This window comes from Haloarcula sp. CGMCC 1.6347, from assembly GCF_037078395.1.
Classification (GTDB): Archaea; Halobacteriota; Halobacteria; order Halobacteriales; family Haloarculaceae; genus Haloarcula; species Haloarcula amylolytica.
This window is the reverse complement of sequence record NZ_JAYMGX010000002.1, coordinates 575490-595284: the sequence shown is the minus strand read 5'-3', so window position 1 is coordinate 595284 and position 19795 is coordinate 575490. Positions and strand designations below refer to the sequence as shown.

General features: G+C 66.6%; 21 protein-coding genes. 12 read left to right on the top strand and 9 right to left on the bottom strand.

Annotated features, from left to right (window positions below; all coding sequences use genetic code 11):
- Nucleotides 1-20: 20 nt before the first annotated feature.
- From VI340_RS11435 to VI340_RS11420, 4 genes are read right to left on the bottom strand one after another with little or no spacing between them, the layout of a single operon-like run.
- A complete protein-coding gene (locus VI340_RS11435) occupies nt 21-560 on the bottom strand; it encodes an NTP transferase domain-containing protein (protein WP_336329292.1) in 540 nt (179 codons plus the stop codon).
- A complete protein-coding gene (cobS, locus tag VI340_RS11430; protein WP_336358374.1) occupies nt 560-1363 on the bottom strand; it encodes an adenosylcobinamide-GDP ribazoletransferase in 804 nt (267 codons plus the stop codon). Before cobS ends, VI340_RS11435 begins: the two co-directional genes overlap by 1 nt.
- Nucleotides 1354-2277 (bottom strand): CobD/CbiB family cobalamin biosynthesis protein, encoded by a 924-nt coding sequence (locus tag VI340_RS11425; protein ID WP_008308211.1) that lies wholly within the window; start codon nt 2275-2277, stop codon nt 1354-1356. Before VI340_RS11425 ends, cobS begins: the two co-directional genes overlap by 10 nt.
- Nucleotides 2271-2909, bottom strand: a complete 639-nt coding sequence (locus VI340_RS11420; RefSeq protein ID WP_336358373.1) for an HAD family hydrolase — start codon at nt 2907-2909, stop codon at nt 2271-2273. The genes VI340_RS11425 and VI340_RS11420 overlap by 7 nt, the downstream gene beginning before the upstream one ends.
- A gap of 198 nt (nt 2910-3107) precedes the next feature.
- Here VI340_RS11420 and VI340_RS11415 point away from each other — a divergent pair, with 198 nt between their 5' ends.
- Both VI340_RS11415 and speB read left to right on the top strand, forming a co-directional pair.
- The gene (locus VI340_RS11415; RefSeq protein ID WP_008308213.1) at nt 3108-3488 is read left to right on the top strand and encodes a translation initiation factor IF-5A; all 381 of its coding nucleotides are present in this window, start codon (nt 3108-3110) and stop codon (nt 3486-3488) included.
- 2 nt (nt 3489-3490) lie between these two features.
- A complete protein-coding gene (gene speB / locus VI340_RS11410; protein ID WP_008308214.1) occupies nt 3491-4294 on the top strand; it encodes an agmatinase in 804 nt (267 codons plus the stop codon).
- 36 nt (nt 4295-4330) lie between these two features.
- Here speB and VI340_RS11405 read toward each other — a convergent pair whose 3' ends face one another.
- Nucleotides 4331-5356 carry an amidohydrolase family protein gene (locus tag VI340_RS11405; protein ID WP_008308216.1) on the bottom strand — a complete coding sequence of 342 codons (1026 nt, stop codon included), beginning with the start codon at nt 5354-5356 and terminating at the stop codon, nt 4331-4333.
- Nucleotides 5357-5461: 105 nt separating this feature from the next.
- Between VI340_RS11405 and VI340_RS11400 the strand changes: the two genes are divergently transcribed.
- The 4 genes from VI340_RS11400 (at nt 5462) to VI340_RS11385 (ending at nt 8697) form a co-directional block, all read left to right on the top strand.
- Entirely contained in the window at nt 5462-6433 is a 972-nt protein-coding gene (locus VI340_RS11400) for an alpha/beta fold hydrolase (RefSeq protein ID WP_008308218.1), read from the top strand.
- Nucleotides 6434-6566: 133 nt separating this feature from the next.
- Complete coding sequence (locus VI340_RS11395) at nt 6567-7310, top strand: hypothetical protein (RefSeq protein WP_008308220.1); 744 nt, start codon at nt 6567-6569, stop codon at nt 7308-7310.
- A gap of 51 nt (nt 7311-7361) precedes the next feature.
- On the top strand, nt 7362-8129 hold the full coding sequence (locus VI340_RS11390; RefSeq protein WP_336358372.1) for a Nif3-like dinuclear metal center hexameric protein: 768 nt from the start codon (nt 7362-7364) through the stop codon (nt 8127-8129).
- A gap of 4 nt (nt 8130-8133) precedes the next feature.
- Nucleotides 8134-8697: a hypothetical protein gene (locus VI340_RS11385; RefSeq protein ID WP_008308226.1), complete on the top strand. Its 564-nt coding sequence runs from the start codon at nt 8134-8136 to the stop codon at nt 8695-8697.
- Here the strand turns inward: VI340_RS11385 and VI340_RS11380 are convergent, their stop codons facing one another.
- Entirely contained in the window at nt 8698-9027 is a 330-nt protein-coding gene (locus VI340_RS11380; RefSeq protein ID WP_008308227.1) for an AzlD domain-containing protein, read from the bottom strand.
- On the bottom strand, nt 9017-9709 hold the full coding sequence (locus VI340_RS11375) for an AzlC family ABC transporter permease (RefSeq protein ID WP_008308228.1): 693 nt from the start codon (nt 9707-9709) through the stop codon (nt 9017-9019). Before VI340_RS11375 ends, VI340_RS11380 begins: the two co-directional genes overlap by 11 nt.
- Before the next feature lie 133 nt (nt 9710-9842).
- Here VI340_RS11375 and VI340_RS11370 point away from each other — a divergent pair, with 133 nt between their 5' ends.
- From VI340_RS11370 to VI340_RS11360, 3 genes are all read left to right on the top strand, one after another.
- On the top strand, nt 9843-10850 hold the full coding sequence (locus VI340_RS11370) for a deoxyhypusine synthase (RefSeq protein WP_336358371.1): 1008 nt from the start codon (nt 9843-9845) through the stop codon (nt 10848-10850).
- Between the two features lie 117 nt (nt 10851-10967).
- Nucleotides 10968-11969, top strand: coding sequence for a glycerophosphodiester phosphodiesterase (locus VI340_RS11365; protein WP_336329013.1), 1002 nt, complete (start codon nt 10968-10970; stop codon nt 11967-11969).
- Between the two features lie 200 nt (nt 11970-12169).
- Complete coding sequence (locus tag VI340_RS11360; RefSeq protein WP_080504330.1) at nt 12170-12673, top strand: MGMT family protein; 504 nt, start codon at nt 12170-12172, stop codon at nt 12671-12673.
- On the opposite strand, the gene VI340_RS11355 is transcribed toward VI340_RS11360, so the two are convergent.
- Together VI340_RS11355 and lonB are read right to left on the bottom strand one after the other, a co-directional pair.
- Nucleotides 12670-13497: a CPBP family intramembrane glutamic endopeptidase gene (locus tag VI340_RS11355; RefSeq protein ID WP_336358370.1), complete on the bottom strand. Its 828-nt coding sequence runs from the start codon at nt 13495-13497 to the stop codon at nt 12670-12672. The two genes, VI340_RS11360 and VI340_RS11355, sit on opposite strands and share 4 nt — an antisense overlap.
- Entirely contained in the window at nt 13498-15627 is a 2130-nt protein-coding gene (gene lonB, locus VI340_RS11350; protein WP_008312305.1) for an ATP-dependent protease LonB, read from the bottom strand.
- Between the two features lie 170 nt (nt 15628-15797).
- On the opposite strand from lonB, the gene VI340_RS11345 reads away from it, so the two are divergent.
- From VI340_RS11345 to VI340_RS11335, 3 genes are all read left to right on the top strand, one after another.
- Entirely contained in the window at nt 15798-16364 is a 567-nt protein-coding gene (locus VI340_RS11345; protein ID WP_008312306.1) for a nicotinamide-nucleotide adenylyltransferase, read from the top strand.
- Nucleotides 16364-17140, top strand: coding sequence for an SAM hydrolase/SAM-dependent halogenase family protein (locus tag VI340_RS11340; RefSeq protein ID WP_008312307.1), 777 nt, complete (start codon nt 16364-16366; stop codon nt 17138-17140). The genes VI340_RS11345 and VI340_RS11340 overlap by 1 nt, the downstream gene beginning before the upstream one ends.
- Before the next feature lie 79 nt (nt 17141-17219).
- The gene (locus VI340_RS11335; protein ID WP_336358369.1) at nt 17220-19688 is read left to right on the top strand and encodes a DUF5059 domain-containing protein; all 2469 of its coding nucleotides are present in this window, start codon (nt 17220-17222) and stop codon (nt 19686-19688) included.
- Nucleotides 19689-19795 lie beyond the last annotated feature (107 nt).

Genomic DNA, 19795 nt, shown 5'->3' with positions numbered 1-19795 from the left:
GGCCTCCGCCCCCCACGTCGTTACAGCCATTGCTCAGCCACGCGCGCGTCAGCGAGCGTGTTGACGTTGACCGCGACGCGTCGGTCCCGCGCGAGCCAGGCGTCGTCGGGGCCGTCGCCGACGACGTTGACGCCCGTCGGCGCGACCTCCCTGTCGCCGTTTTCGAACGTCGTGTCGTCGCTGACTCCCAGCCCGCGCTTCAGCGAGGCCGGGACTAGAACCGTCAGCGAGCCCCCGTTGTGCTCGTCGAGCACGCGGTCCACTATCTCGCCGTCAAGCAGCGGCAGGTCGGCGGCGACGGTCAGCACCGGCCGGGCGAGTCGGCCGTCGGCCAGCGCGCTGTCGAGGTCGGCGACGTACCCCTCACCCGGCGTCTCGATACAGGGCACGTCCAGATGTGACTGCGTTTCCGGTGCGTTCGGCGACGTTACAGCGATAACTTTTTCGACGGAACTGTCTTCCAGTGCGCCGACGACCCGGTCGACCATTGGGACACCGCCGACCCGAAAGAGCGGTTTCTCGGCCTCGGTGTCCAGCCGCGTCCCGCGCCCGCCACACATCACCAGAGCGTCCATGCGAGCACCTCCCAGTCGACGAGCGGTACCGACCGGACGCCGCCGAAGAGCGACCACGCGGCGACGCCGACGTGGAGCGCGACGGCGCGTGTCAGTTCGTTGGCCGCGCCGAAGACATCGCCGCCGACGCCGTCCAGTCGGCGGTTCGCCCAGCCAGAGAGGCCAAGAGCGAGCAGCGGGCCGGTGAGAACGACGACTGCGGTTGCTGGAACGGCGACGACAGCGGCCGGGAGTGCGACGGCGAGCGAGCCGACGAGGTGGCGTGGGCTGTTCCCGTTGATAACCGTCGACCCGAATCCCTCATGGCTCGGGCGTCCGACGCAGGCCAGCGTCGCCATCGCGAGCTTTGCCCCCACTTCGGCGGCGAGGACCAGCGCGACAGCGACCAGCGGCGGGAGCCCGGCAGCGGCCAGCGCGCCAAACGCCAGCGCGAGGAGGACGGTCCCCAGTGCGAGGACGGCCCCGACGCCGACAGTCGTGTCCCGCATCACGTCGCGGCGCTCCGCGGGGTCGCCGTGGACGACGGCGGCGTCCCCGAGGTCTGCGAGGCCGTCGGCGTGGTTAACGCCGGCGACGAGGACGACACTTCCGAGATACGCCGCGGCGACGACCGGGGCCGGAAGCAGGCTGGCGGCGAGGAACGGGAGTGCGACGAGGCCGCCGACGACGTAGCCGGCCAGCGGGAACGCCGCCGGCGTCCCGACGAAGGCCTCCCACGCCTGTTCGCTGTGGCCGACCGGAAGCCGCGACAGGAAGCCGAGGGCTCCCCGGACCGCGCTCAGAACCACGCGAGCACCCCCAGTCCAGACAGCAGGTACGCCAGCACCCCGGCGACGCCGACCCGCGTCACACTGCGCTGGGCCGTCGCCACGTCGGGGAGGCGTCCTGCGGGGTTCAGGACGTACACGCCCGGCTTTTCGAGTCGAACGTCCAGCGCCGCGGCGGCCGTCCCCATCGGCCACCCGGAGTTCGGCGATGGAACGCCGTCCAGCCAGTCCCGGGCTTGGGCCACCGACCGGGGCGACCCACAGGCGAGGGCGAGCAGGAGCGCACTCGCCCGCGCCGGGAGCCACATCACGGCGTCGTCGAGCCGCGCCGCGGGCGTCCCGACGCGTTTCGAGCGGTAGCCAAGCATCGAGTCCATCGTGTTGACGGCCTTGACCCAGGCCGCTGCACCGACAGCGACGGGAAGCGCTGGAAGGCCGACGCCCGTAGCGGCGGTTCCACCCAGGACGAACGCGGCCAGCGACGCGACGAGCCCGTCGGCGAGATTCTCTGATGTGCTCTCGACGGCGGCGCTGCGGACCTCGCCCGCAGAGAGCGCGCTGGCGTCGCGACCAGCAAGTGCGAGCAGCCCGTCCCGAGCAGCCGGGAGGTCAGTGTCGCTGTCGGCGATGACGCCCCGAGCGGCCGAAAGGAGACTGCGAAGGCTCGTGGTCAGGAACAGCGCGAGGCCGGCGAGGGCTGCGGCGGCCAGCGGTTCGCGAGTGGTAGCGAGTGCGACGCCTGCGCCGACCAGCGTGGCGGCTCCGAGCGGCAACAGCGCCGCGGCGAGCGCCCCGACCGCAAGCGGGTGGTCCCACTCGCGGTCGACCGCCCCGACGAGCCGTCCGAACCACGCAACGGGATGCAAGCGGGTCGGCGGCTCACCGATTGCGAGTTCCAGCCCGCCGGCGACGGCCACCGCCAGCGCGCTCAACACAGCGTTCCCTCCCGGAGCTTCTCGGCTATCGCCGGCAGCGAGTGGTCCTCCAGCAGAATCGACTGCGCGCCCACACGGCCCGCGCCGCCGTCCGTTCGGGCGTCGTCGCCGACGTGGACGAGGTCGGCAAGCGCCACGTCGAGTGCGTCGGCAGTTGCCTCGAAAATATTCGGATGCGGCTTCCGCCAGCCGCAGCCGACGCTGGTGACGACGGCGCCGAAGGAGTGGTCGCGCTGCGATTCGATAGCCGCTCGCTCCAGCGTTCGCTCGACCAATCCCGGGACGCTGCAGTTCGAACAGACAGCGACCGGACCACGCTGTGCTGCGGCGTCCAGCGCGTCGATGGCTCCCTCGCGGACCGTCACCGGGCTGTCGAAGGCATCGAGGACGGCCTCGGTCGCCGTCTCCGCAGTGATCTCGACCCCGCGGCTGGCAAGCGCGAGGCGAACGTGCTCGTCCAGCGGCGCTTCCCGGCCGCGGTCGTACTCGCGGTGGGCCGAGCGATAGGCGTCCTCCCAGTCGTCGGGTACCCGAACCGACCGGGCCGAGAGCGCCGCCGCAACGGCGTCCCACGGCTCTGACGGCCGGTCTGCCGCGACGAGCGTCCCGAACAGGTCGAACGAGAGTGCCACGTTTGTGTGGTTAGTGCAAGCTCACTTGAACTGTGGGGGTCGGATCAGGAACCGCCGTGGGACTCGGTGCTGCTGTCGGGCCGTTCAGACCGGTCGAAACCCAACCACGGCGGACGCCCACCGACAGAGCGGCAGTAGCGAAGACCTGGCTTGAGGCATTCCAAACCGTTTATACCTAAACAGGGGTAATCCGGCGGTATGGCAAGAGAGCAGACCGAAGTTCGAGAGCTCGACGAAGGAAGCTACGTCATGATCGAGGACACGCCGTGTAAGATCAACTCTTACAGCACGGCCAAGCCGGGCAAGCACGGCAGCGCCAAGGCCCGAATCGACGCCAAGGGCGTCTTCGACAGCAAGAAGCGCTCGCTGTCCCAGCCTGTCGACGCAAAGGTCTGGGTCCCGATTGTCAACCGAAAGCAGGGGCAGGTCGTCTCTACCGACGGCAACGACGCTCAGGTCATGGACCTCGACACGTACGACACGTTCACGATGCGGGTCCCCGAGGACATCGACCTCCAGCCTGACGACGAGATCGAGTACCTCCAGTACGAGGAACAGCGCAAGATCACACGCTCGTAACGATGTTGCCCGGTGCGGGGGCCGACCGCGGGGCGGCCGACTACGCGCTCGTGGGTGCACCACTCGACGCGTCGACGTCGTTTCGCCCCGGGACACGGTTCGGCCCACGCCGCATCCGCCAGTTCGGCCAGCAGTTCGACGATTACGACCACCGCACCGGCCAGCACTTCACTGACTGTTCTGTCTACGACCACGGCGACATCGGCCCCACGGCCGACGTTGCCGAGTACCTCACTTTCCTCCAGGGCACCCTCTCAGATTTCGATAGCGAGGGGGCCGTCCCGCTCGTCGTCGGCGGCGAACACACCGTCTCCGTCGCCGGCGTGCGCGCCCTCGACCCCGACGTGTTCGTCTGTCTGGACGCGCATCTCGACCTGCGCGAGTCCTACGCCGGCGACGAGTACTCCCACGCGACGGTGACCCACCACGCGCTTTCGGTGGCTGACGAAGCGATTGTGCTGGGCGCACGCACTGGCTCGGAAGCCGAATGGGACCGCGCGAACGAAGCCGACGTGACCGTGGTTCCGCCCGAGGACGTGGCCGACTGGTCGCCCGGGTTCGACGACGAACGGGTGTACCTCTCAGTCGACATCGACGCCGCCGACCCCGGGTTCGCGCCGGGCACCGGGACGCCGGAACCGTTCGGCCTCGACCCGCGGGAGATGCACACCGTGGTCAGAGCCGTCGCACCGCAGGCCGTCGGCTTCGACGTAGTCGAGGTCAACGACCGCGACGACGGTCAGACGGCGACGCTGGCCGCGAAACTCCTCCGGGCGTTCGTGTTCGCCCACGCGGACCAGCGCTGAGCCGAAATGTATCGGGGAATATTCTCGCCGTCGGCTTCAGCAGACAACTCGGTGGATGTCCAGCGGCGACGCTCGCCGGACAACCGCGTCGACTGGGTCGGCGACAGCCGAGAGGTTGTCTGAGTCGCCGTCGAGGACCAGCAGCGCGGCCCGGCGGCCGGGTTCGATGACACCGCAGTCGAGGCCGACCGCTTCGGCCCCAGCGGTCGTGGCCATCCGAAGCACCGTCCGCGAGGGGAGGTCGAACGTCTTCGCGGTGTACTCCATCTCACGGAACATGGATGGTGCATTGAGCATCACATTATCAGTCCCGAGTGCCACGTCAGTGTACTCCAGAAGCGTCTCGATCGGCGGTCGGCCGACCTCAAGGACGCGGTTCGCACGGGGACAGACCGCGATAGGGACGTCCTGATCGGCCACCCGTTCGAGGTGTTCTGCTTCGGCATGGACCATGTGGACCAGCAGGTCCGGCTCCAGATCCAGCGCCGGGTGTATGTCAGTGGCGTCCGGTTCGCCGGCGTGGATAGCGAACGGGACCCCGCGCTCCTCGGTGGCGGTCCGCCGCGCGGTGAAATCGTCGTCGTTCGCGCCGCTGGCACCGAACCCGTCGGCCACGTCCAGCACCGCAGCGTCATCGCTCCCGAAGATGAAGTCCTCGATATCCAGCCCCTCGGCGGCCTCACGTAGCGCACGCGCCCCGTCGACGCCGAACTCCCGGAAGTCGAGAAACGCCGCGGTGCCGGTTCGCTGCATGAATCGAAGTGTGCGGTGCATCGCGGCAATCAGCGTCTCGTCGTCGGCCGCTGCGATCTGCTGGTGTTTCAGGCTGTCCGGTGGTACCACTGCCTCCTCCAGGCCGAGACCGACAGCGGCCTCCTTGGCGACTGAGTCGCCGACGTGCGTGTGGGCGTTCACGAACGCCGGCAGGACAATGCGGTCGTGGTCGCTCTCGCGCTCAGACGTCTCCTCGATGGCCGTTATGTAGCCGTCCTCGACGACAACGCTGCCGTGGACCGGCTCGAACGACCGCCCGGCGAGGACGGTCCCCTCGATAGCCTCCATATGGGAGCGAGGGGGCGGAGCTATATGTGTCTCATGGAGGCACAATCTCGCCACATAGCACCGGGCCGCGGTAGACTGATGCGGCCGGCGCCGGACAGTTCGAGTATGAGTGGCAGTACCACAGTTTCCGAGGGCCGCGCGCTGTCGCCAGACGACTGGTCCCATCCGGCGGAGCGACGCTACGCGGACGCACAGGCCCGTCTCGCGGACCACTACGACCTCGCCGTCGAGTCCAGAGTGACCGAGACGGACGCCGCGGGTCGCGTTCACTATCTGGTCGGTGGGAATCAGGACGGCGACCCACTCCTCCTCCTTCACGGGGTCGGGACGCCGGCGGCGACGTGGCTCCCGCTGTTCCCGGCGCTCACCGACGAGTACCGCGTGTACGCTCCCGACCGGCCCGGCCTCGGCCTCTCGGCCGCGCCGAGCTACCGGGACCGGGACCTCCGTTCGTATCTGGTCGCATACTTGCTGGAACTGCTCGACGACCTCGCTATCGACCGTCCCCACGTCGCCGGTAACTCCCACGGCGGCCTGCAGTCGCTTCTGCTCGCAATCGACCACGACCGTGTGGACCGACTGCAACTGGTCGGCGCGCCGGGCGGCGTCTCGCGGGACCTCCCGCTCCTGTTTCGTCTGCTGACGGTTCGCGGCCTCAACCGGGTCCTGCTGTGGCTGCTCAGCCGCGGTGACCCGGTCGAGAACGCGAGACAGTCGATGCAGCGGGTCAACGTCGTTGACGCCTCAGCGATACCCGACGTGTTCTACGAACTGCTCGCCGCCGGCCAGGATCTGCCCGGCCGGCCGGAAAGCCAGCGGTCGCTGGCGACTGCCCAAGGCTCGTACGGCCGTGCCCACCCGTTGTTCGATATTCGGGACGAAATCGTAAGCGTCGACCGCCCGACGCAGTTCGTCTGGGGGACGGAGGACGCCTTCTACCCGACAGATGTGGGCCGCCACGTCGCGGAAAAGATGCCCGACGCCGAGTTCCACGAACTCCCGGGACACGGCCATACGCCGTGGCTGGAACCGGGTGACGAAGTCGCTGGACTGGTCCGTGGGTTCTTCGATAGGTGAGCGTTTTCACTATATTACATCGTAAACAACGACTCAGTGTCAGTGCTGTTCGGACCGCCGTGGCCGTCGCCACTCGCTCGCCATCCGACACAGCAAGTAGTCTTTTAGTAAACAGGCCATCTCGGTTGGGAGCATGGACCAGCTATCGTCGTGTTACTTCTGTGGCGGCGCGCTCGATGTCTCGCTCTCCGAATATCCGATTATCCCGAAATCGCTGGACCCGGAAGCCGAGAAACAGGGGACCGTTGTTCTCTGTTCGACCTGTAGAGAGAAGCTCGCGACTATCGTCGAACCGGCCGTCGAGGCGGCGAAGGCGGACGCCCGCGAGACAGCGGAAACGGCTGGCGACGCCGGGACCACGGAGCCGCCGGGACTGCTGGACGATTCTGGAACGCCGGCAGGCGACGCACAGGCGACCACCGACAGCGTGGTCGAGCCAGCCGACGACGGCTCGCTGCTGGGTGACGACGGCGGGAGCGCGGCGGGACAGGAACAGTCGGCGCAGTCAGCGGCGACGACGGAGGCGACTGCGGAGCCAGATGCAACGAACGCGGCCGCGTCGGACACCACGGACGGGCAAGCGGCGGAGCCGACCGAGTCGAGTGACTCGGCGGCGAACACTGGGAGCGAGGACACCGAGCGCGGTACGGACAGCGACGACAGCGCTGATGGCCCCTCGCTGACGAAACTGGAGTACAACAAGGTGATGCGCCTCCTCCAGAACCGCGAGATGCCCGTCGACCGTGCGGAAATCCGCGAAGTCGCGGTCAACGCTTACGACATCGACGGGGAGCAGTTCGACGCCATCATCGACGCCGCGGTGGACCGGGACCTCATCGGCCAGGAAAACGGCCAGCTGGTCGAATCGGACGGGTAGCCCGACGCCGGTAGAGAAAAGCATACCACCGCGCATCTCGAAGCCCGCGCTATGAACGCAGGAGACATCGCGACGCGTCTCGACGAACGACTCGACATCGAGGCCTACGCCGACATCGACGCCAGTCCGAACGGCCTGCAGGTCGGGCCGGCGAGCCAGCCGGTCGAGCACGTCGCCTTCGCAGTAGATGCGGCCGTCGAGACCATCGACCGCGCCGCCGACGCGGGCGCTGACCTGCTCGTGACCCACCACGGCATCGTCTGGGGCGGGATGGAGCGCGTGACGGAAACCAACTACCGCCGGGTCGCACCCCTCATCGACAACGACCTCGCGCTGTACGTCGCGCATCTCCCGCTAGACGGCCATCAGTCGCTCGGCAACGCCGCCGGCGTCGCGGACCTGCTGGACCTCGACAACCGCGCGCCGTTCGGGTCGATGGGCGGCGAGCACATCGGCCAGCGTGGCTCCCTGCAAGAACCACAGACGATCTCCGAACTCGCCGAAACCCTCGAAGGAAATGTCGATACCGGCGGGCAATCAGTGCAGGTACTGGACTTCGGGCCGTCGACTATCGAGGACGTTGCCATCGTCACCGGCAGCGGCGTCGACTGGCTACAGGAGGCAGTCGAGACGGACGCCGACGTGCTCATCACCGGCGAGGGGAAACAGCAGGCCTTCCACGAGGCGCGCGAGCAGGGACTCCACGTCATTCTCGCCGGCCACTACGCGACGGAGACGTTCGGCGTTCAGTCGCTCCAGACCGTCGTCGAGGACTGGGGGCTGGAGACGACCTACATCGACTGCCCGACCGGCCTCTGAGGCGATGGCAGATGTCGTTTCGTACGAGGGCGTTAGCTCGGATGCGGACCTCATCGCTTGGTCGCAACAGTACTGTCGACGGGTCCGCCGTGAGCGCGGTGTCTCGATTCGGTTCGACCTCGTCGACTGGGCGGTGTCCCACCGAGCCAAGCGTCGGGCCGCCGCGGTCAAGCGGCCGAAGCTGGACGATGCGACCGTCGGCGACCGGTACGACTGGGACAGTATCGACGGGAGCGACGGCCGCCCGCTCCCGTGCACGGTGTCGCTGACATGGGACGCGTTTTCGGCCTTCGAGCGGGACGCCTGGGAGGCAACACTGCGCCACGAACTCATTCACGTCGAGCAATATCAGCGCGACGGGACGACTGACCACGGCCGGGCGTTTCGAGAGCGGGCCGACCAGCTCGACACCGACGTCCACTGTCCGGCCTTCTCCGATCCCAAGCACGTCCTCACCTGCGGGGCGTGTGGGGACCTCGTCGCCCGCCGCTATCAGGACTGCACGCTCGTCGAGCGACGCGAGCAGTACCGGTCTGACTGCTGTGGGGCCTCGCTGGAACTGGGCTGACTACAGCAGGAACCTGATGGCCCAGAGGACGCCCATCCCGGTCACCATTGTCGCGAACACGTCCTCGGTCCGCCAGGCGACGCCTGCCGCGAGCGCTCCGGCGACGAACTTGTCCGCGGCGAAACTACTGGCGTCGAGTGTCACGAACGAGGGGAGGACGAGCGCGGCGAGGACGGCGGCGGGGACGAACCGCAACACCCGCTCGACGACCGGCGGAATCTCGTCCAGCCGACCGAACAGCGCGATGAACGAGAGGCGACAGGCGTAGGTCAACACGCCGATGACAGCGACGACGCCGGCTATCTCAACCGGGCCGTAATTAGTTGCCATCGGTCCCTCCCGTGGCGGATTCCGTGAGAACGCCAGCCGTGATGCCAACGCCGGCCGCGACGAGCAGTCCGAGATTGAGCGGGAGGCCAGCGCCGACGACGGCGACGGTTCCACCGACGACAGCGGCGATGCCGGTCGCTGCGTCTTCGATTGCTGGGACCAGAATCGCGAGGAAGACGAGGGGGATAGCGAATTCGAGGCCCCAGGCGTCGGGGACGCCGGTGCCGAGCAGCGCCCCGGCGATAGTCGTGACCTGCCACACCGCCCAGAGCGTCACGGCGACGCCGAGGTAGTACCACTTCCGGTCCGTTTCACGGTCTGACCGGTAGCTGGCGACCGACAGCGCGTACGCCTGGTCGGTCAACACGTAGGCGAGCACTGCCTTCCACCGGCCAGTGAACTCCCGAAAGTACGGGGCAATCGACGCCGAGTACATCAGCAATCGGAGGTTGATGACGACGGCCGTTGCGACGACGACCGTCAGCGGTGCGTTCTGTCCCAGCAGTTCAAGCGCCGCGAGCTGTGATGCGCCGGCGAAGACGACCACCGACAGCCCGACTGCGGTCGGCAGCCCCAGCCCGGCGTTGACGGTCGCGATGCCGGCAACGAGGCCAAACGGGATAATTCCTAGCAGCAGTGGCGCAACATCCCGAACGCCGCGCCTGAACGCAGCAGTATCCATAGCTCCCAATCCAACGCAGGGGCGTCTAAGCCCTCCGTTTCAGCTGCGGTGTGTGACGGCACGTCGACACACGGCCTCTACCCGTCACGGCGAACCACGACGTTGAAACCCGCCGCCATTCGACTGCATGGTAATGAGCGACCACACCGACGAGCGGGAGACGTTCCATCACGACCCGATCGGGCACGCGGAAGCCCGGGCCGGAATGACGGTCGGCGAACTGGCTGACAGCTACGGCGAGGCCGGCATCGGCGCGAGCGACATCCACGAGGCCGTCGACATCTACAGCGAGATGCTCGACGACGACGTGACGACCTTCTTCGGCCTCGCCGGTGCGATGGTCCCGACGGGAATGCGGGCCATCGTCAGCGAACTCATCCGCGACGGCCACATCGACGTGCTCGTGACGACAGGGGCGAACTGCACCCACGACAGCATCGAGGCCATCGGCGGCAAGCACCACCACGGCGAGGTCACGCCCGAGGGGCAGACAGAGCGCGAACACGACGAGACGCTCCGTGACGAGGGCGTCGACCGCATCTACAACGTCTACCTGCCTCAGGAGCACTTCGCCCTGTTCGAGAACCACCTCCGGGACGAGGTGTTCTCGACGCTGGAAGACGAGGGCGCGGTCTCGATCCAGCGCATGACGGAGGAACTGGGCCGGGCCAACAGCGAGGTCAACGAGCGCGAGGACGTGCCTGAAGATCCCGGTGTGCTGGCGGCGGCCTACGAAAACGACGTCCCGGTGTACTGCCCGGCCTTCCAGGACTCCGTGCTGGGCTTGCAGGCGTGGATGTACTCCCAGACCAGCGAGTTCACGGTCGACGCGCTGGCGGACATGACACAGATTACCGACATCGCGTACGAGGCCGACAGCGCCGGTGCGATGGTCGTCGGCGGCGGCGTCCCGAAGAACTACGTCCTCCAGACGATGCTGGTCTCGCCCGACGCCTACGACTACGCCGTCCAGTTGACGATGGACCCGTCTAACACCGGCGGCCTCTCCGGCGCGACGCTCGACGAGGCCCGCTCGTGGGGGAAACTTGAAAAGGACGCCCGGAATGTCTCGGTGTATGCCGATGCGACGATTACACTCCCGCTGGTCGTGGCCGCGGCCCGCGAGCGACACAGTACGTAAGCGTGACCACGCCGGCGTAACCGGCTACAGACCTGGCCGGTGGGAGCCATTTCTACGGAGAGGCATATATCCCTCATATAAACGGTCTTTCACGACCGCTCGGCAGCCGTACATAGCATGTCACGGTACATCGGCCGACGGACGTTCGTCGGAGGGACGGCGGCGACGCTGGCAAGCGTGGGACTCGTGGGGAGCGCAACGCCTCAGGAATCGGATGATACTGACACAACCAACAGTGACGCGGACGACAGCGAGCGCGAAGCGATGACTGACGGCACGACCCTCATCGCCCATCGCGGGTTCGCCGGCGTCTACCCGGAGAACACGGAGTTAGCCGTCGAGGCTTCGTCGTTCGGTGGCCCGGGAGCCCAGACGGCCCACCGACGCGCCGACATGATCGAGGTCGATGTCGTGCCGACGGCCGACGGCACGCTCGTCACCTTTCACGACGACGGGCTGGCCGAACGCGACGGCGGCGAGCGCGGCCTGACCGACGCTGATGGGCTCGTCTTCGAGACCGACACCGATACTGTGACCAGCGCGACTGTTCTCGGCACCGGGGAGACGGTTCCGACGCTCGAAACAGTCATGGACTCGATTCCGCCGAGCGTCGCCGTCAATCTGGAGTTCAAGAACCCCGGCAGTCAGGACCTCCGTTTCGCTGAGTCGCTGTCCGAGTCGGAACTATCAGCGCAGCGAGCGGTGTGGCGGCCCTACACCGAGCGCGCGCTCGACCTCGTTAGCGAGTACGACAACGACATCCTCGTCTCGTCGTTCTACGAAGCTGCGCTCGCGACCGTCCGCGACTACGACGACTCGATTCCCATTGCCTGCCTCTTCTGGGACGACATCGAAGAGGGGCTGGAAGTCACGCGTCGCTACGACTGTGACGCGATGCACGTCCCCCGGAACATGGTTCAGCGAACGCCCTTCTTCAACGACGACGGCTACATCGAGTCCGATCTGAGCGACATCGACCTCGTCGAAGTCGCTGCCGACGAAGACCGGGACCTGAACGTCTGGACGGTCAGTACGTGGTATCAGGCCCGCGAACTGGTCCGGGCCGGCGTCGACGGGCTCATCTCTGACTACCCCAGCGTGCTCTCCGTTCGGGACTGACGGCGGATCTCGTTTTCGTTGTGTTTCCTCAAAGAGCCAGAAAGCCCCGGCCGGCTCCGGTCGAGGGCCTCGTTGCGCGCTTCTTCGCTCCCTACGGTCGCTCATGCAGTGCTTACATCTGTCGTCTTCCCAGCGTCTCGGAGCTTTCTGGCTGTTCGAAATCGCTTCCCAGTCTGTCTCTTCAATCAATCCAAGGCCGAATGTTGAAGGGGCGACCGGCCGACGACGCTAGTATGGAAGCACCGACCGGGGACGCAGGAATTTACGCCCGCGAGTCGTCGTATCTCGACCGATACGTCCAGCTCGGGGAGGCCGGCGACCGGATCATCTCGCTGTCGTTCCCCTCTCAGCCCGAGGACGATGTCAGCGAGAACCACGCCCTGCTTGACCGCATCGACGAGTATCTCCAGGGGGTCGAGGACGATTTCACGGATGTCACCGTCGGTCTCACTGTCCCGACGGACCAGCGCACAGTGCTCGAAGCCGTCCGAGAGATCCCCTACGGCGAAGACGCCTCAGTTGCACAGGTCGCGCGGATGACACCAGATCTGGATGACGACGACGAGGACGACCTTGCGCAGGTCCGGAAGGCGCTGGCCGCGAACCCCGTGCCGCTGTTGATTCCGGACCATCGGGTTCGCGACGGACCGAGCGCCGCGCCGCCGCCCGTCGAGCAGAAACTCCGCGCTATCGAGGGCCTCTAGGCCCAGAGCCGGTCGACGCCCAGCCCCTCGTGGACGATCAGTTCGAGGGCGTTGACGAGGTAGTGAGCGACGACGACTGCAAGGAAGCTGTTTGTCGCAATGAACAGGCCCGCAAGCGCGAGCCCAAGCGTGCCGGTGACGACGATGCCCACCCGGCCCTGTGCGCCGTGGCCCAGCGCGAAGGCGACGGAGGCGACGACGGCCATCGCCCACGCCGGCGCGTCGAGGCCGGCTACGGGGACGCCGATAGCCGCCGCCCGGAAGAGGAGTTCCTCGACGATAGCGATGACCGGCAGGACACCGCCCAGCAGGACGACCCAGCCGCCGGCCGAGTCCGGGGCGAGCAGTTCCCGCAGCGACTCGTCAAAGGCGACGCCGAAGCCGTCGGCCAGCGCCGCGGCGAGTTCGTTGCCCAGCCAGAACCCGACGCCAGCGCCGATGCCGACGGCTATCGCCGGCAGTCCAGTCGAGAGAGCGTCCGCAGTAATACCGAACGCACTGGCCGGGATTTCGAAGTAGAACGCGCCGGCGACCAGCAACACGCCGAACAGCCCCTGCGTGAACGCGACGTTGGCAAGTAAGGCCCCTGTCGAGAGGTCATTCGGGGCGAGCGTATCCTGCATCTGCCGTCGCTGGGCCGCCGCCCGTTGCGTCTCGAAGCGTGGGAGAGTCGGGTCCTGGGGTTCGGTGGCCATCGAAGTACTGTCGACTGTCGATGAGACGCCGCCGTCGGACCGTACGGCTCCCTGCGAGAGCCGTGCGAGACCGAGAAGCGCGGTTAAAAGAAACCCCGTCAGGCCGACGAACGCGGCCCACTCGGGCATCTATTGGGGACTTGGACTGCCGCTCTGCCGGCCGACCTCGTGATCGAGCGCCTTGCCCGTGATGGACTTGAGGCGGTCGACCAGCGAGTCCTTCTCGGCTTCGCCGGCGAGGGCGACCTCGAGGACTTCAGAGATGTGCGAGACGGGGATGATCTCGATCATGTCCTCGTACTCGTCCTCGATCATCACGTCCTGTGTGTTCGCTTCAGGGATGATGACCGTATCGAGGCCGGACTTGGCAGCCGCCTCGATTTTGTGGGTAACGCCGCCGACCGGGAGCACGTCGCCCCGGACCGACAGCGAGCCGGTCATGGCGAGGTTCTGCTTGATCGGAACGTTTTCTATCGCGGAGATAACCGCGGTGGCGACGGTGATAGAGGCGGAGTCCCCGTCGACGCCGCCTTCACCGGCCTGAACGAACTGGATGTGGACGTCCTTCTCGGAGATGTCCTCGTCGGAGAACTTCTTGATAATCGCCGAGACGTTCTGGACGGCCTCCTCGGCCATCTCCTTGAGCTGTCCAGTGGCGATGACCTGGCCAGGACCCTGTGACGGGCTGACCTCGGCCATGACGGGCAGGACGATACCGCTGTCCTCGCCCATGACGGCGAGCCCGTTGACGCGGCCGACCACGTCGCCCTGGTTGACGGTGAGCTCGTAGTCCTTGCGGCGCTCGATGTAGTTGTCCGCGAGCTGTTGCTCGATGGACCGGGAGCGGCGTTTGGCCTGTAGCACGTCCGCTCGCTCGGTGCGGTCGCGGTCCTCGGCGCGGGCGATGTCGCCGGCGACGCGGACCAGCCCACCGAGGTCACGGAACTTCAGGCTGAGGTGGCCTTTGCGGCCGGCGCGACGCCGGGCCTCCAGAATGAGTTCCTGGACGGCCTCCTCGGTGAAGTGCGGGAGCCGCCCGTCGTTCTCGACCTCTTGCGCGATGAACCGGGCGTACTTCCGGCGCATCTCGGGGTCGTCCTCGATGGTGTCGTCCATGTACACCTCGTACCCGTACCCCTTGATACGGGAGCGCAGCGCGGGGTGCATGTTCTCCATCGCGTCGAGGTTCCCCGCCGCGATCATGATGAAGTCACAGGGGACGGGCTCGGTCTGGACCATCGCGCCCGAGGAGCGCTCGGACTGGCCCGTGATGGAGAACTCGCCCTCCTGAATGGCCGTCATCAGCTTCTGCTGGCTGCGGATATCGAGCGTGTTGATCTCGTCGACGAACAGCACGCCCTTGTTGGCCTGGTGGATGGCACCGGGTTCGACGCGGTCGTGGCTCGGCGTCTCCATCCCGCCTGACTGGAACGGGTCGTGGCGAACGTCGCCCAGCAGTGCGCCGGCGTGAGCGCCCGTCGCGTCCTCGAACGGCGCAGTCTTCTGGTTGGCGTTGTTGACCAGCAGGTTCGGGATCATCGCGTCGCTGCCGCGCGAACCGTAGCGGAACGCGAGATAGATGACACCGGCCGCGAGAATCCCCAGCAGGACTTGCTGGACGAGGATCAGGGCGTAGCCGATGACGATGGCGATGATGATCCACATGAGGAAGGTCCGCATCTGGTTTCGCTTGCGGGCCTCCTCTTTGTGGGCCTCGACGATCTGTTCCCCTTTGCCGCCTGGGACGGTGCGAACTTTCGGCTCGTTGCCGTCGTCGGGATTGTGATAGACGAGAACGTCCTGCAGCTCCTCCCGCGGAAGCAGTTGGGACATCGCTTTCGCCAGCATCGACTTCCCCGTTCCGGGGGAGCCGATCATCATGACGTGGCGGCGCTGTTTGGCCGCCTTCTTGATCACGTCACGGGCGTGGTCCTGCCCGATGACCTGGTCGACGAGTCGGTCTGGCACTTCGATGTCGGCGGTCGACTCGATCTCGAGACCGCCGAGGAGATTCTCCTCGTCTCCGTCCAGTTCGGACTCGCCGTCAACTTGGACATCGCTTCCGAGTGTCGTTTCGGACGTTTCTCCCTCGCTGCCCCATCGCTCCTCGGACGGGTCGGATGGCTCGTCGGCCGAGGGCTCAGAGGCGGGTTCGTCGGGGTCCTGTTTGGCCCCGTTGGTCGACGCCTCTTCCTCCCCAGCGTCGGATGCCTCCCGGTCAGGGTCGGGAGTCGCGTCGGTGTCGGTGTTGTCGCTCATACAAACGTTGCTAACATCCTCATCGAAGGCCTGTCGACTGATATACTTTCTCCCCGTGTCGGTTGTTGCAACACCCCGGAAACCGCAGTACAGCGCCCGAATTGGGTGTGCTTGTATTCCGGTAGTACCGCGTCGTCGGGTTTATCAAACCACCACACCCACTGGGGAATATGCGTGGGTTCTACATCGGTCGCTTCCAGCCCTACCACAACGGCCATCACTCGATGGTCGAACGTATCGCCGATGAGGTGGACGAACTCGTTCTGGGCATCGGAAGCGCCGACGATTCACACACTACTCACGACCCCTTCACGGCCGGCGAGCGAATCATGATGATTACGAAGGCCGTCGCGGAGTACGACCTGACGACCTACGTCGTGCCCCTCGAGGATATCAATCGCAACGCCGTCTGGGTGAGCCACGTCGAGAGCATGTGCCCGGACTTCGACGTGGCATACTCGAACAATCCGCTGGTCGTCCGGCTGTTCGAGGAGGCCGGCATCGAGGTCCGTCAGTCGCCGATGTTCGACCGCGACCGACTTGAGGGCAGCGAGATCCGCCAGCGGATGATCGACGACGAGTCCTGGCGCGACCGGGTCCCGTCGTCTGTCGTGAACGTTATCGAGGAGATCCACGGTATCAAACGACTCCAGCACGTTTCGGACAGCGACTCGCTCGAACGGTACACCGCAAGCGACGAGTCGGTCACCGAATCGCTCGACGACTTAGACGACTGATGATTACGCTGAGTTCCGATTTCGGTTCGCCGTACCCCGCAGCGATGAAAGGCGTCATCTGTCGGGCGACGGACGCGCGTATCGAGGATATCGCCCACGACTTTCCGCGGCAAGATGTCAGGGCGGCAGCGTTCTGGCTCACGCAGACGCTCCCGTACTTCCCGCCGGCAGTCCACTGTGTCGTCGTAGACCCGGGTGTCGGGACCGGCAGAGACGCCCTCGTGGTTCGCGCAGGCGAGCACGCGCTCGTAGGCCCGGACAACGGCGTCCTCCTGCCGGTCGCCCGCGAACTGGCTGAGAACGAGAACGACGCAGCGAACACGTTCGAGGTGTTCACCTGGACCTACGACGACCCCGCGAGCACGACGTTCCACGGGCGGGACGTGTTTGCGCCCGCCGCAGCGGCCGTCCACGACACCGGCGTCGATACTATCCAGACACGGCCCGAAACCGACCCGACCGACGACTATGTCGACCTTCGGTTCCCGGCGGCCGCAGTCGAGGGTGACGGAGCGACCGGCGAGGTACTCGTCGTCGATGACTTCGGGAACGCCGTGACGAACATCCCCGGCGATGTCCTCGCGGATCGGTTCGGCGGGGTGGTCTCGGTCGACGGTGTCGAGGCCCCAGTCCATCGAGCCTACGCCGCCGTCGACCAGGGCCAGCGACTCGTCACCGTCGGCAGCCACGGGAACGTCGAACTCGCCGTCAACCGCGGCCGCGGCGACGAAGCGTTCGGTGTCAGTACCGGCGAAACTGTAGCGCTGTCTCTGTGACGACGTGTAGCCGCGAAAGAGTTTAGGCTCGCCGAAAAATCGGTGCTGTTAAGTCTTTTAGGCCTGCCTAATCGACTGTATGCCACAGAGACGCGACTTGCTGAAGACGGTGGGGATCGCTGCGACGGGACTTCTCGCTGGCTGTCCAAGCCAGGGGTCGTCCGAACCGAACACGGCGTCAGCGGACACCGAAGCAGCGACAGAACAGGGAACGGTTGCAGAAACCGACGAGGGGGACGAAAGCGGCGTCTCGGTCGGGCCGATGACCGCTGTTGCGACTGAGTGGAACGTCTACCGGGCGCGGCTGTACGACGCCGTCGCGCTGGGCCGGGCCGGTGCACCCGGTGCAGGGGCGACCGTCGCCCAGAGCGTTTTCGCCCGCTTCGAGGGGGCGTCGGGCGAGTACGGAGCCCACGAACAGCTAGAAGCCACGTCCGAGTCGGCATACGAGGGGTTCGAAGACGCACTTGGGACCGTCCAGTCGTCGCTGTCCGAGGGCGACGTATCCGAAGCCGCCTCGGCAGCAGACGAGGCCTCGGGCCACCTCCAGACGGCCCAGCAGGCCGCTGGCGGACAGCAGGCCACCAGAGTGCTGGACCTGCTCGTGCTGGGCAGTCGGGCGAGCAATGCCGCCACGGCTGGGGCGCTGGGCGCTTTCGAAGCGGCCGCCGCCATCGCGGAGGAGACGACGACCGCGTTCGAGGATGCGCTGGTTTACAGCCAGATCGAGGATGCAGATGCGGAATCCTACGAAGCCTTCGAGAACGCACTGGCCGGAATCGGTTCCGCCGCGGGCAACGAAGACGCAAGCGGCGTCACCGAACAGGCCCGCGCCGCGCTCGATGCGACTGTCACGGGCGCGTATGCGCTGGTCCAGCAAGAGGCGGTCGCTGGTGCCGGTCATCTCGCGACGATGCAGGCCCGCGGCTGGGACGCCGCCGCGCTCGCGTCTGCCGGCGGTCCCGGGCAGGCGTACGCGCACACGGTCACGCTGAACAGCTACCGTGCCCGGATCGCCGATGCGGACTGGCTCGCTGCCAACGACGCGGCCGATGCAGCCTCGACGGCCGTCGAGAACGTCTTCGCTCACTTCGAGGGAGCGAACGCGCACGACGCGCTTGAGGAGGCCGACGGCGAGGCGTACGAAGCCTTCGAAGGTGGACTGGAGGACCTCTCCAGCGCTATCGAGAGCGGTAGCGGGGACGGCATCGACAGTGCCGCCGAAACGGTCGATACGAACCTCGTGACCGGTATCGAAGCGCTGGTCGGCGGCGAGGACGCCCGGGCGGCGCTGGAGTCAGCCTTCTTCCGTGCACGCATTGCGGACGCCCGGGAACTGTATCGCCTCGGTGACGCCGACAGCGCGGCGGCTGTCGTCTCGGACGTGTTCGCCCGCTTCGAGGAGAACGAACTCGGGTTCCACGAGACGATGGAGGAGGAGAGCGAGGACCTCTACCACCGCTTCGAGGAGGAGCACCTCGTGTCGCTCCAGTCGGCCTACGAGAACGATGACAGCGAGGCTGTGGCGACCCACCACGATGGAGTTCAGCAGGCCCTGCTTGACTTCGAAGCAGCCCTGTCGACGGCCGTCGCCAGCGGGGCGGAGGCGGACTACATGATCGGTCGGGCCTTCGACGCGACCGGGCTCGCGGCGCTGTCGGAAACCGACCGCGCGGCGACTGTCATTCAGGACACCTTCGCCCACTTCGAGAGCGGCGCGGCGGGCTTCCACGAGGCGCTGGAAGAAGCCGACGAGGAAATCTACGAGAGCTTCGAATCGACGCTTTCGGACGTTCGCGCCGCCGCTCAGGACGGTGGGGATGTCACCAGTGCGGCGACAGCGTTCAACGACGAGGCCATCGCGGCGGCGTACGCCATCGCCGGGAGCGCCGGCGGCAACGGGGAGGCCGCGACGGCCATCGTACAGGACGTCTTCGCGACCTTCGAGGAAGCCCGGGTCCACGAGATGCTGGAGGAAGCGGACCACGACGCCTACGAGAACTTCGAGGCAGCGCTGAGCGACTATTCGAAGGGGCTGACGAACGGCGACGGCAACCCGACGCGGATGGCGGATGCGACGCGAACCGGGCAGTTCGCTGTCGTCGGCGCTGTCGACAGCGCCCCGAGCGGGTCCGGTGGCCACGGCAGCGAGGAGTCCGAGGAGACCGAGTCGTCGCTGTCCGGCGGCCCGAACGTCGTCGAGGGCGTTCCAGAGGACGTCGACCACGTCGTCGACATGGAAGCAGTGGCGTATGCACCGGAAGAACTCACCGTCAGCGTCGGCGACAAAGTCGCCTGGGAACACGTCGGCGGCGAACCGCACTCGGTCACCGCCTACGAGGACGAGATTCCGGAGGACGCGACCTACTGGGCCTCCGGCGGATTCGAGAGCGAATCGGCCGCACGCGAGGGATGGGAGAACGGGGAAGGGGCAGTGCAGTCCGGTCAGAGTTACGTTCACACGTTCGAGACGGCCGGCGAGCACGGCTACGTCTGTATTCCGCACGAAGCCGCGGGGATGGTTGGCACCGTCATCGTCGAGGAGTAATCGACGGCTTCTTTTTGGCCCGCCTAGAAACCGATGGCTTTTTGTGTTTTAGGGTAGCCTAAATAATTGTATGCCGGACGAACAGGCCACATCGAGGCGGGATATCT

Coding starts and splice junctions, on each gene's coding strand:
- VI340_RS11375 (WP_008308228.1), bottom strand. CDS start 9,709: ATGGATACTGCTGCGTTCAGGCGCGGCGTTCGGGATGTTGCGCCACTG.
- speB (WP_008308214.1), top strand. CDS start 3,491: ATGTTGCCCGGTGCGGGGGCCGACCGCGGGGCGGCCGACTACGCGCTC.
- VI340_RS11395 (WP_008308220.1), top strand. CDS start 6,567: ATGGACCAGCTATCGTCGTGTTACTTCTGTGGCGGCGCGCTCGATGTC.
- VI340_RS11385 (WP_008308226.1), top strand. CDS start 8,134: ATGGCAGATGTCGTTTCGTACGAGGGCGTTAGCTCGGATGCGGACCTC.
- VI340_RS11355 (WP_336358370.1), bottom strand. CDS start 13,497: ATGCCCGAGTGGGCCGCGTTCGTCGGCCTGACGGGGTTTCTTTTAACC.
- VI340_RS11415 (WP_008308213.1), top strand. CDS start 3,108: ATGGCAAGAGAGCAGACCGAAGTTCGAGAGCTCGACGAAGGAAGCTAC.
- VI340_RS11345 (WP_008312306.1), top strand. CDS start 15,798: ATGCGTGGGTTCTACATCGGTCGCTTCCAGCCCTACCACAACGGCCAT.
- VI340_RS11370 (WP_336358371.1), top strand. CDS start 9,843: ATGAGCGACCACACCGACGAGCGGGAGACGTTCCATCACGACCCGATC.
- VI340_RS11340 (WP_008312307.1), top strand. CDS start 16,364: ATGATTACGCTGAGTTCCGATTTCGGTTCGCCGTACCCCGCAGCGATG.
- VI340_RS11365 (WP_336329013.1), top strand. CDS start 10,968: ATGTCACGGTACATCGGCCGACGGACGTTCGTCGGAGGGACGGCGGCG.
- VI340_RS11335 (WP_336358369.1), top strand. CDS start 17,220: ATGCCACAGAGACGCGACTTGCTGAAGACGGTGGGGATCGCTGCGACG.
- lonB (WP_008312305.1), bottom strand. CDS start 15,627: ATGAGCGACAACACCGACACCGACGCGACTCCCGACCCTGACCGGGAG.
- VI340_RS11390 (WP_336358372.1), top strand. CDS start 7,362: ATGAACGCAGGAGACATCGCGACGCGTCTCGACGAACGACTCGACATC.
- VI340_RS11360 (WP_080504330.1), top strand. CDS start 12,170: ATGTTGAAGGGGCGACCGGCCGACGACGCTAGTATGGAAGCACCGACC.
- VI340_RS11380 (WP_008308227.1), bottom strand. CDS start 9,027: ATGGCAACTAATTACGGCCCGGTTGAGATAGCCGGCGTCGTCGCTGTC.
- VI340_RS11405 (WP_008308216.1), bottom strand. CDS start 5,356: ATGGAGGCTATCGAGGGGACCGTCCTCGCCGGGCGGTCGTTCGAGCCG.
- VI340_RS11435 (WP_336329292.1), bottom strand. CDS start 560: ATGTGTGGCGGGCGCGGGACGCGGCTGGACACCGAGGCCGAGAAACCG.
- VI340_RS11400 (WP_008308218.1), top strand. CDS start 5,462: ATGAGTGGCAGTACCACAGTTTCCGAGGGCCGCGCGCTGTCGCCAGAC.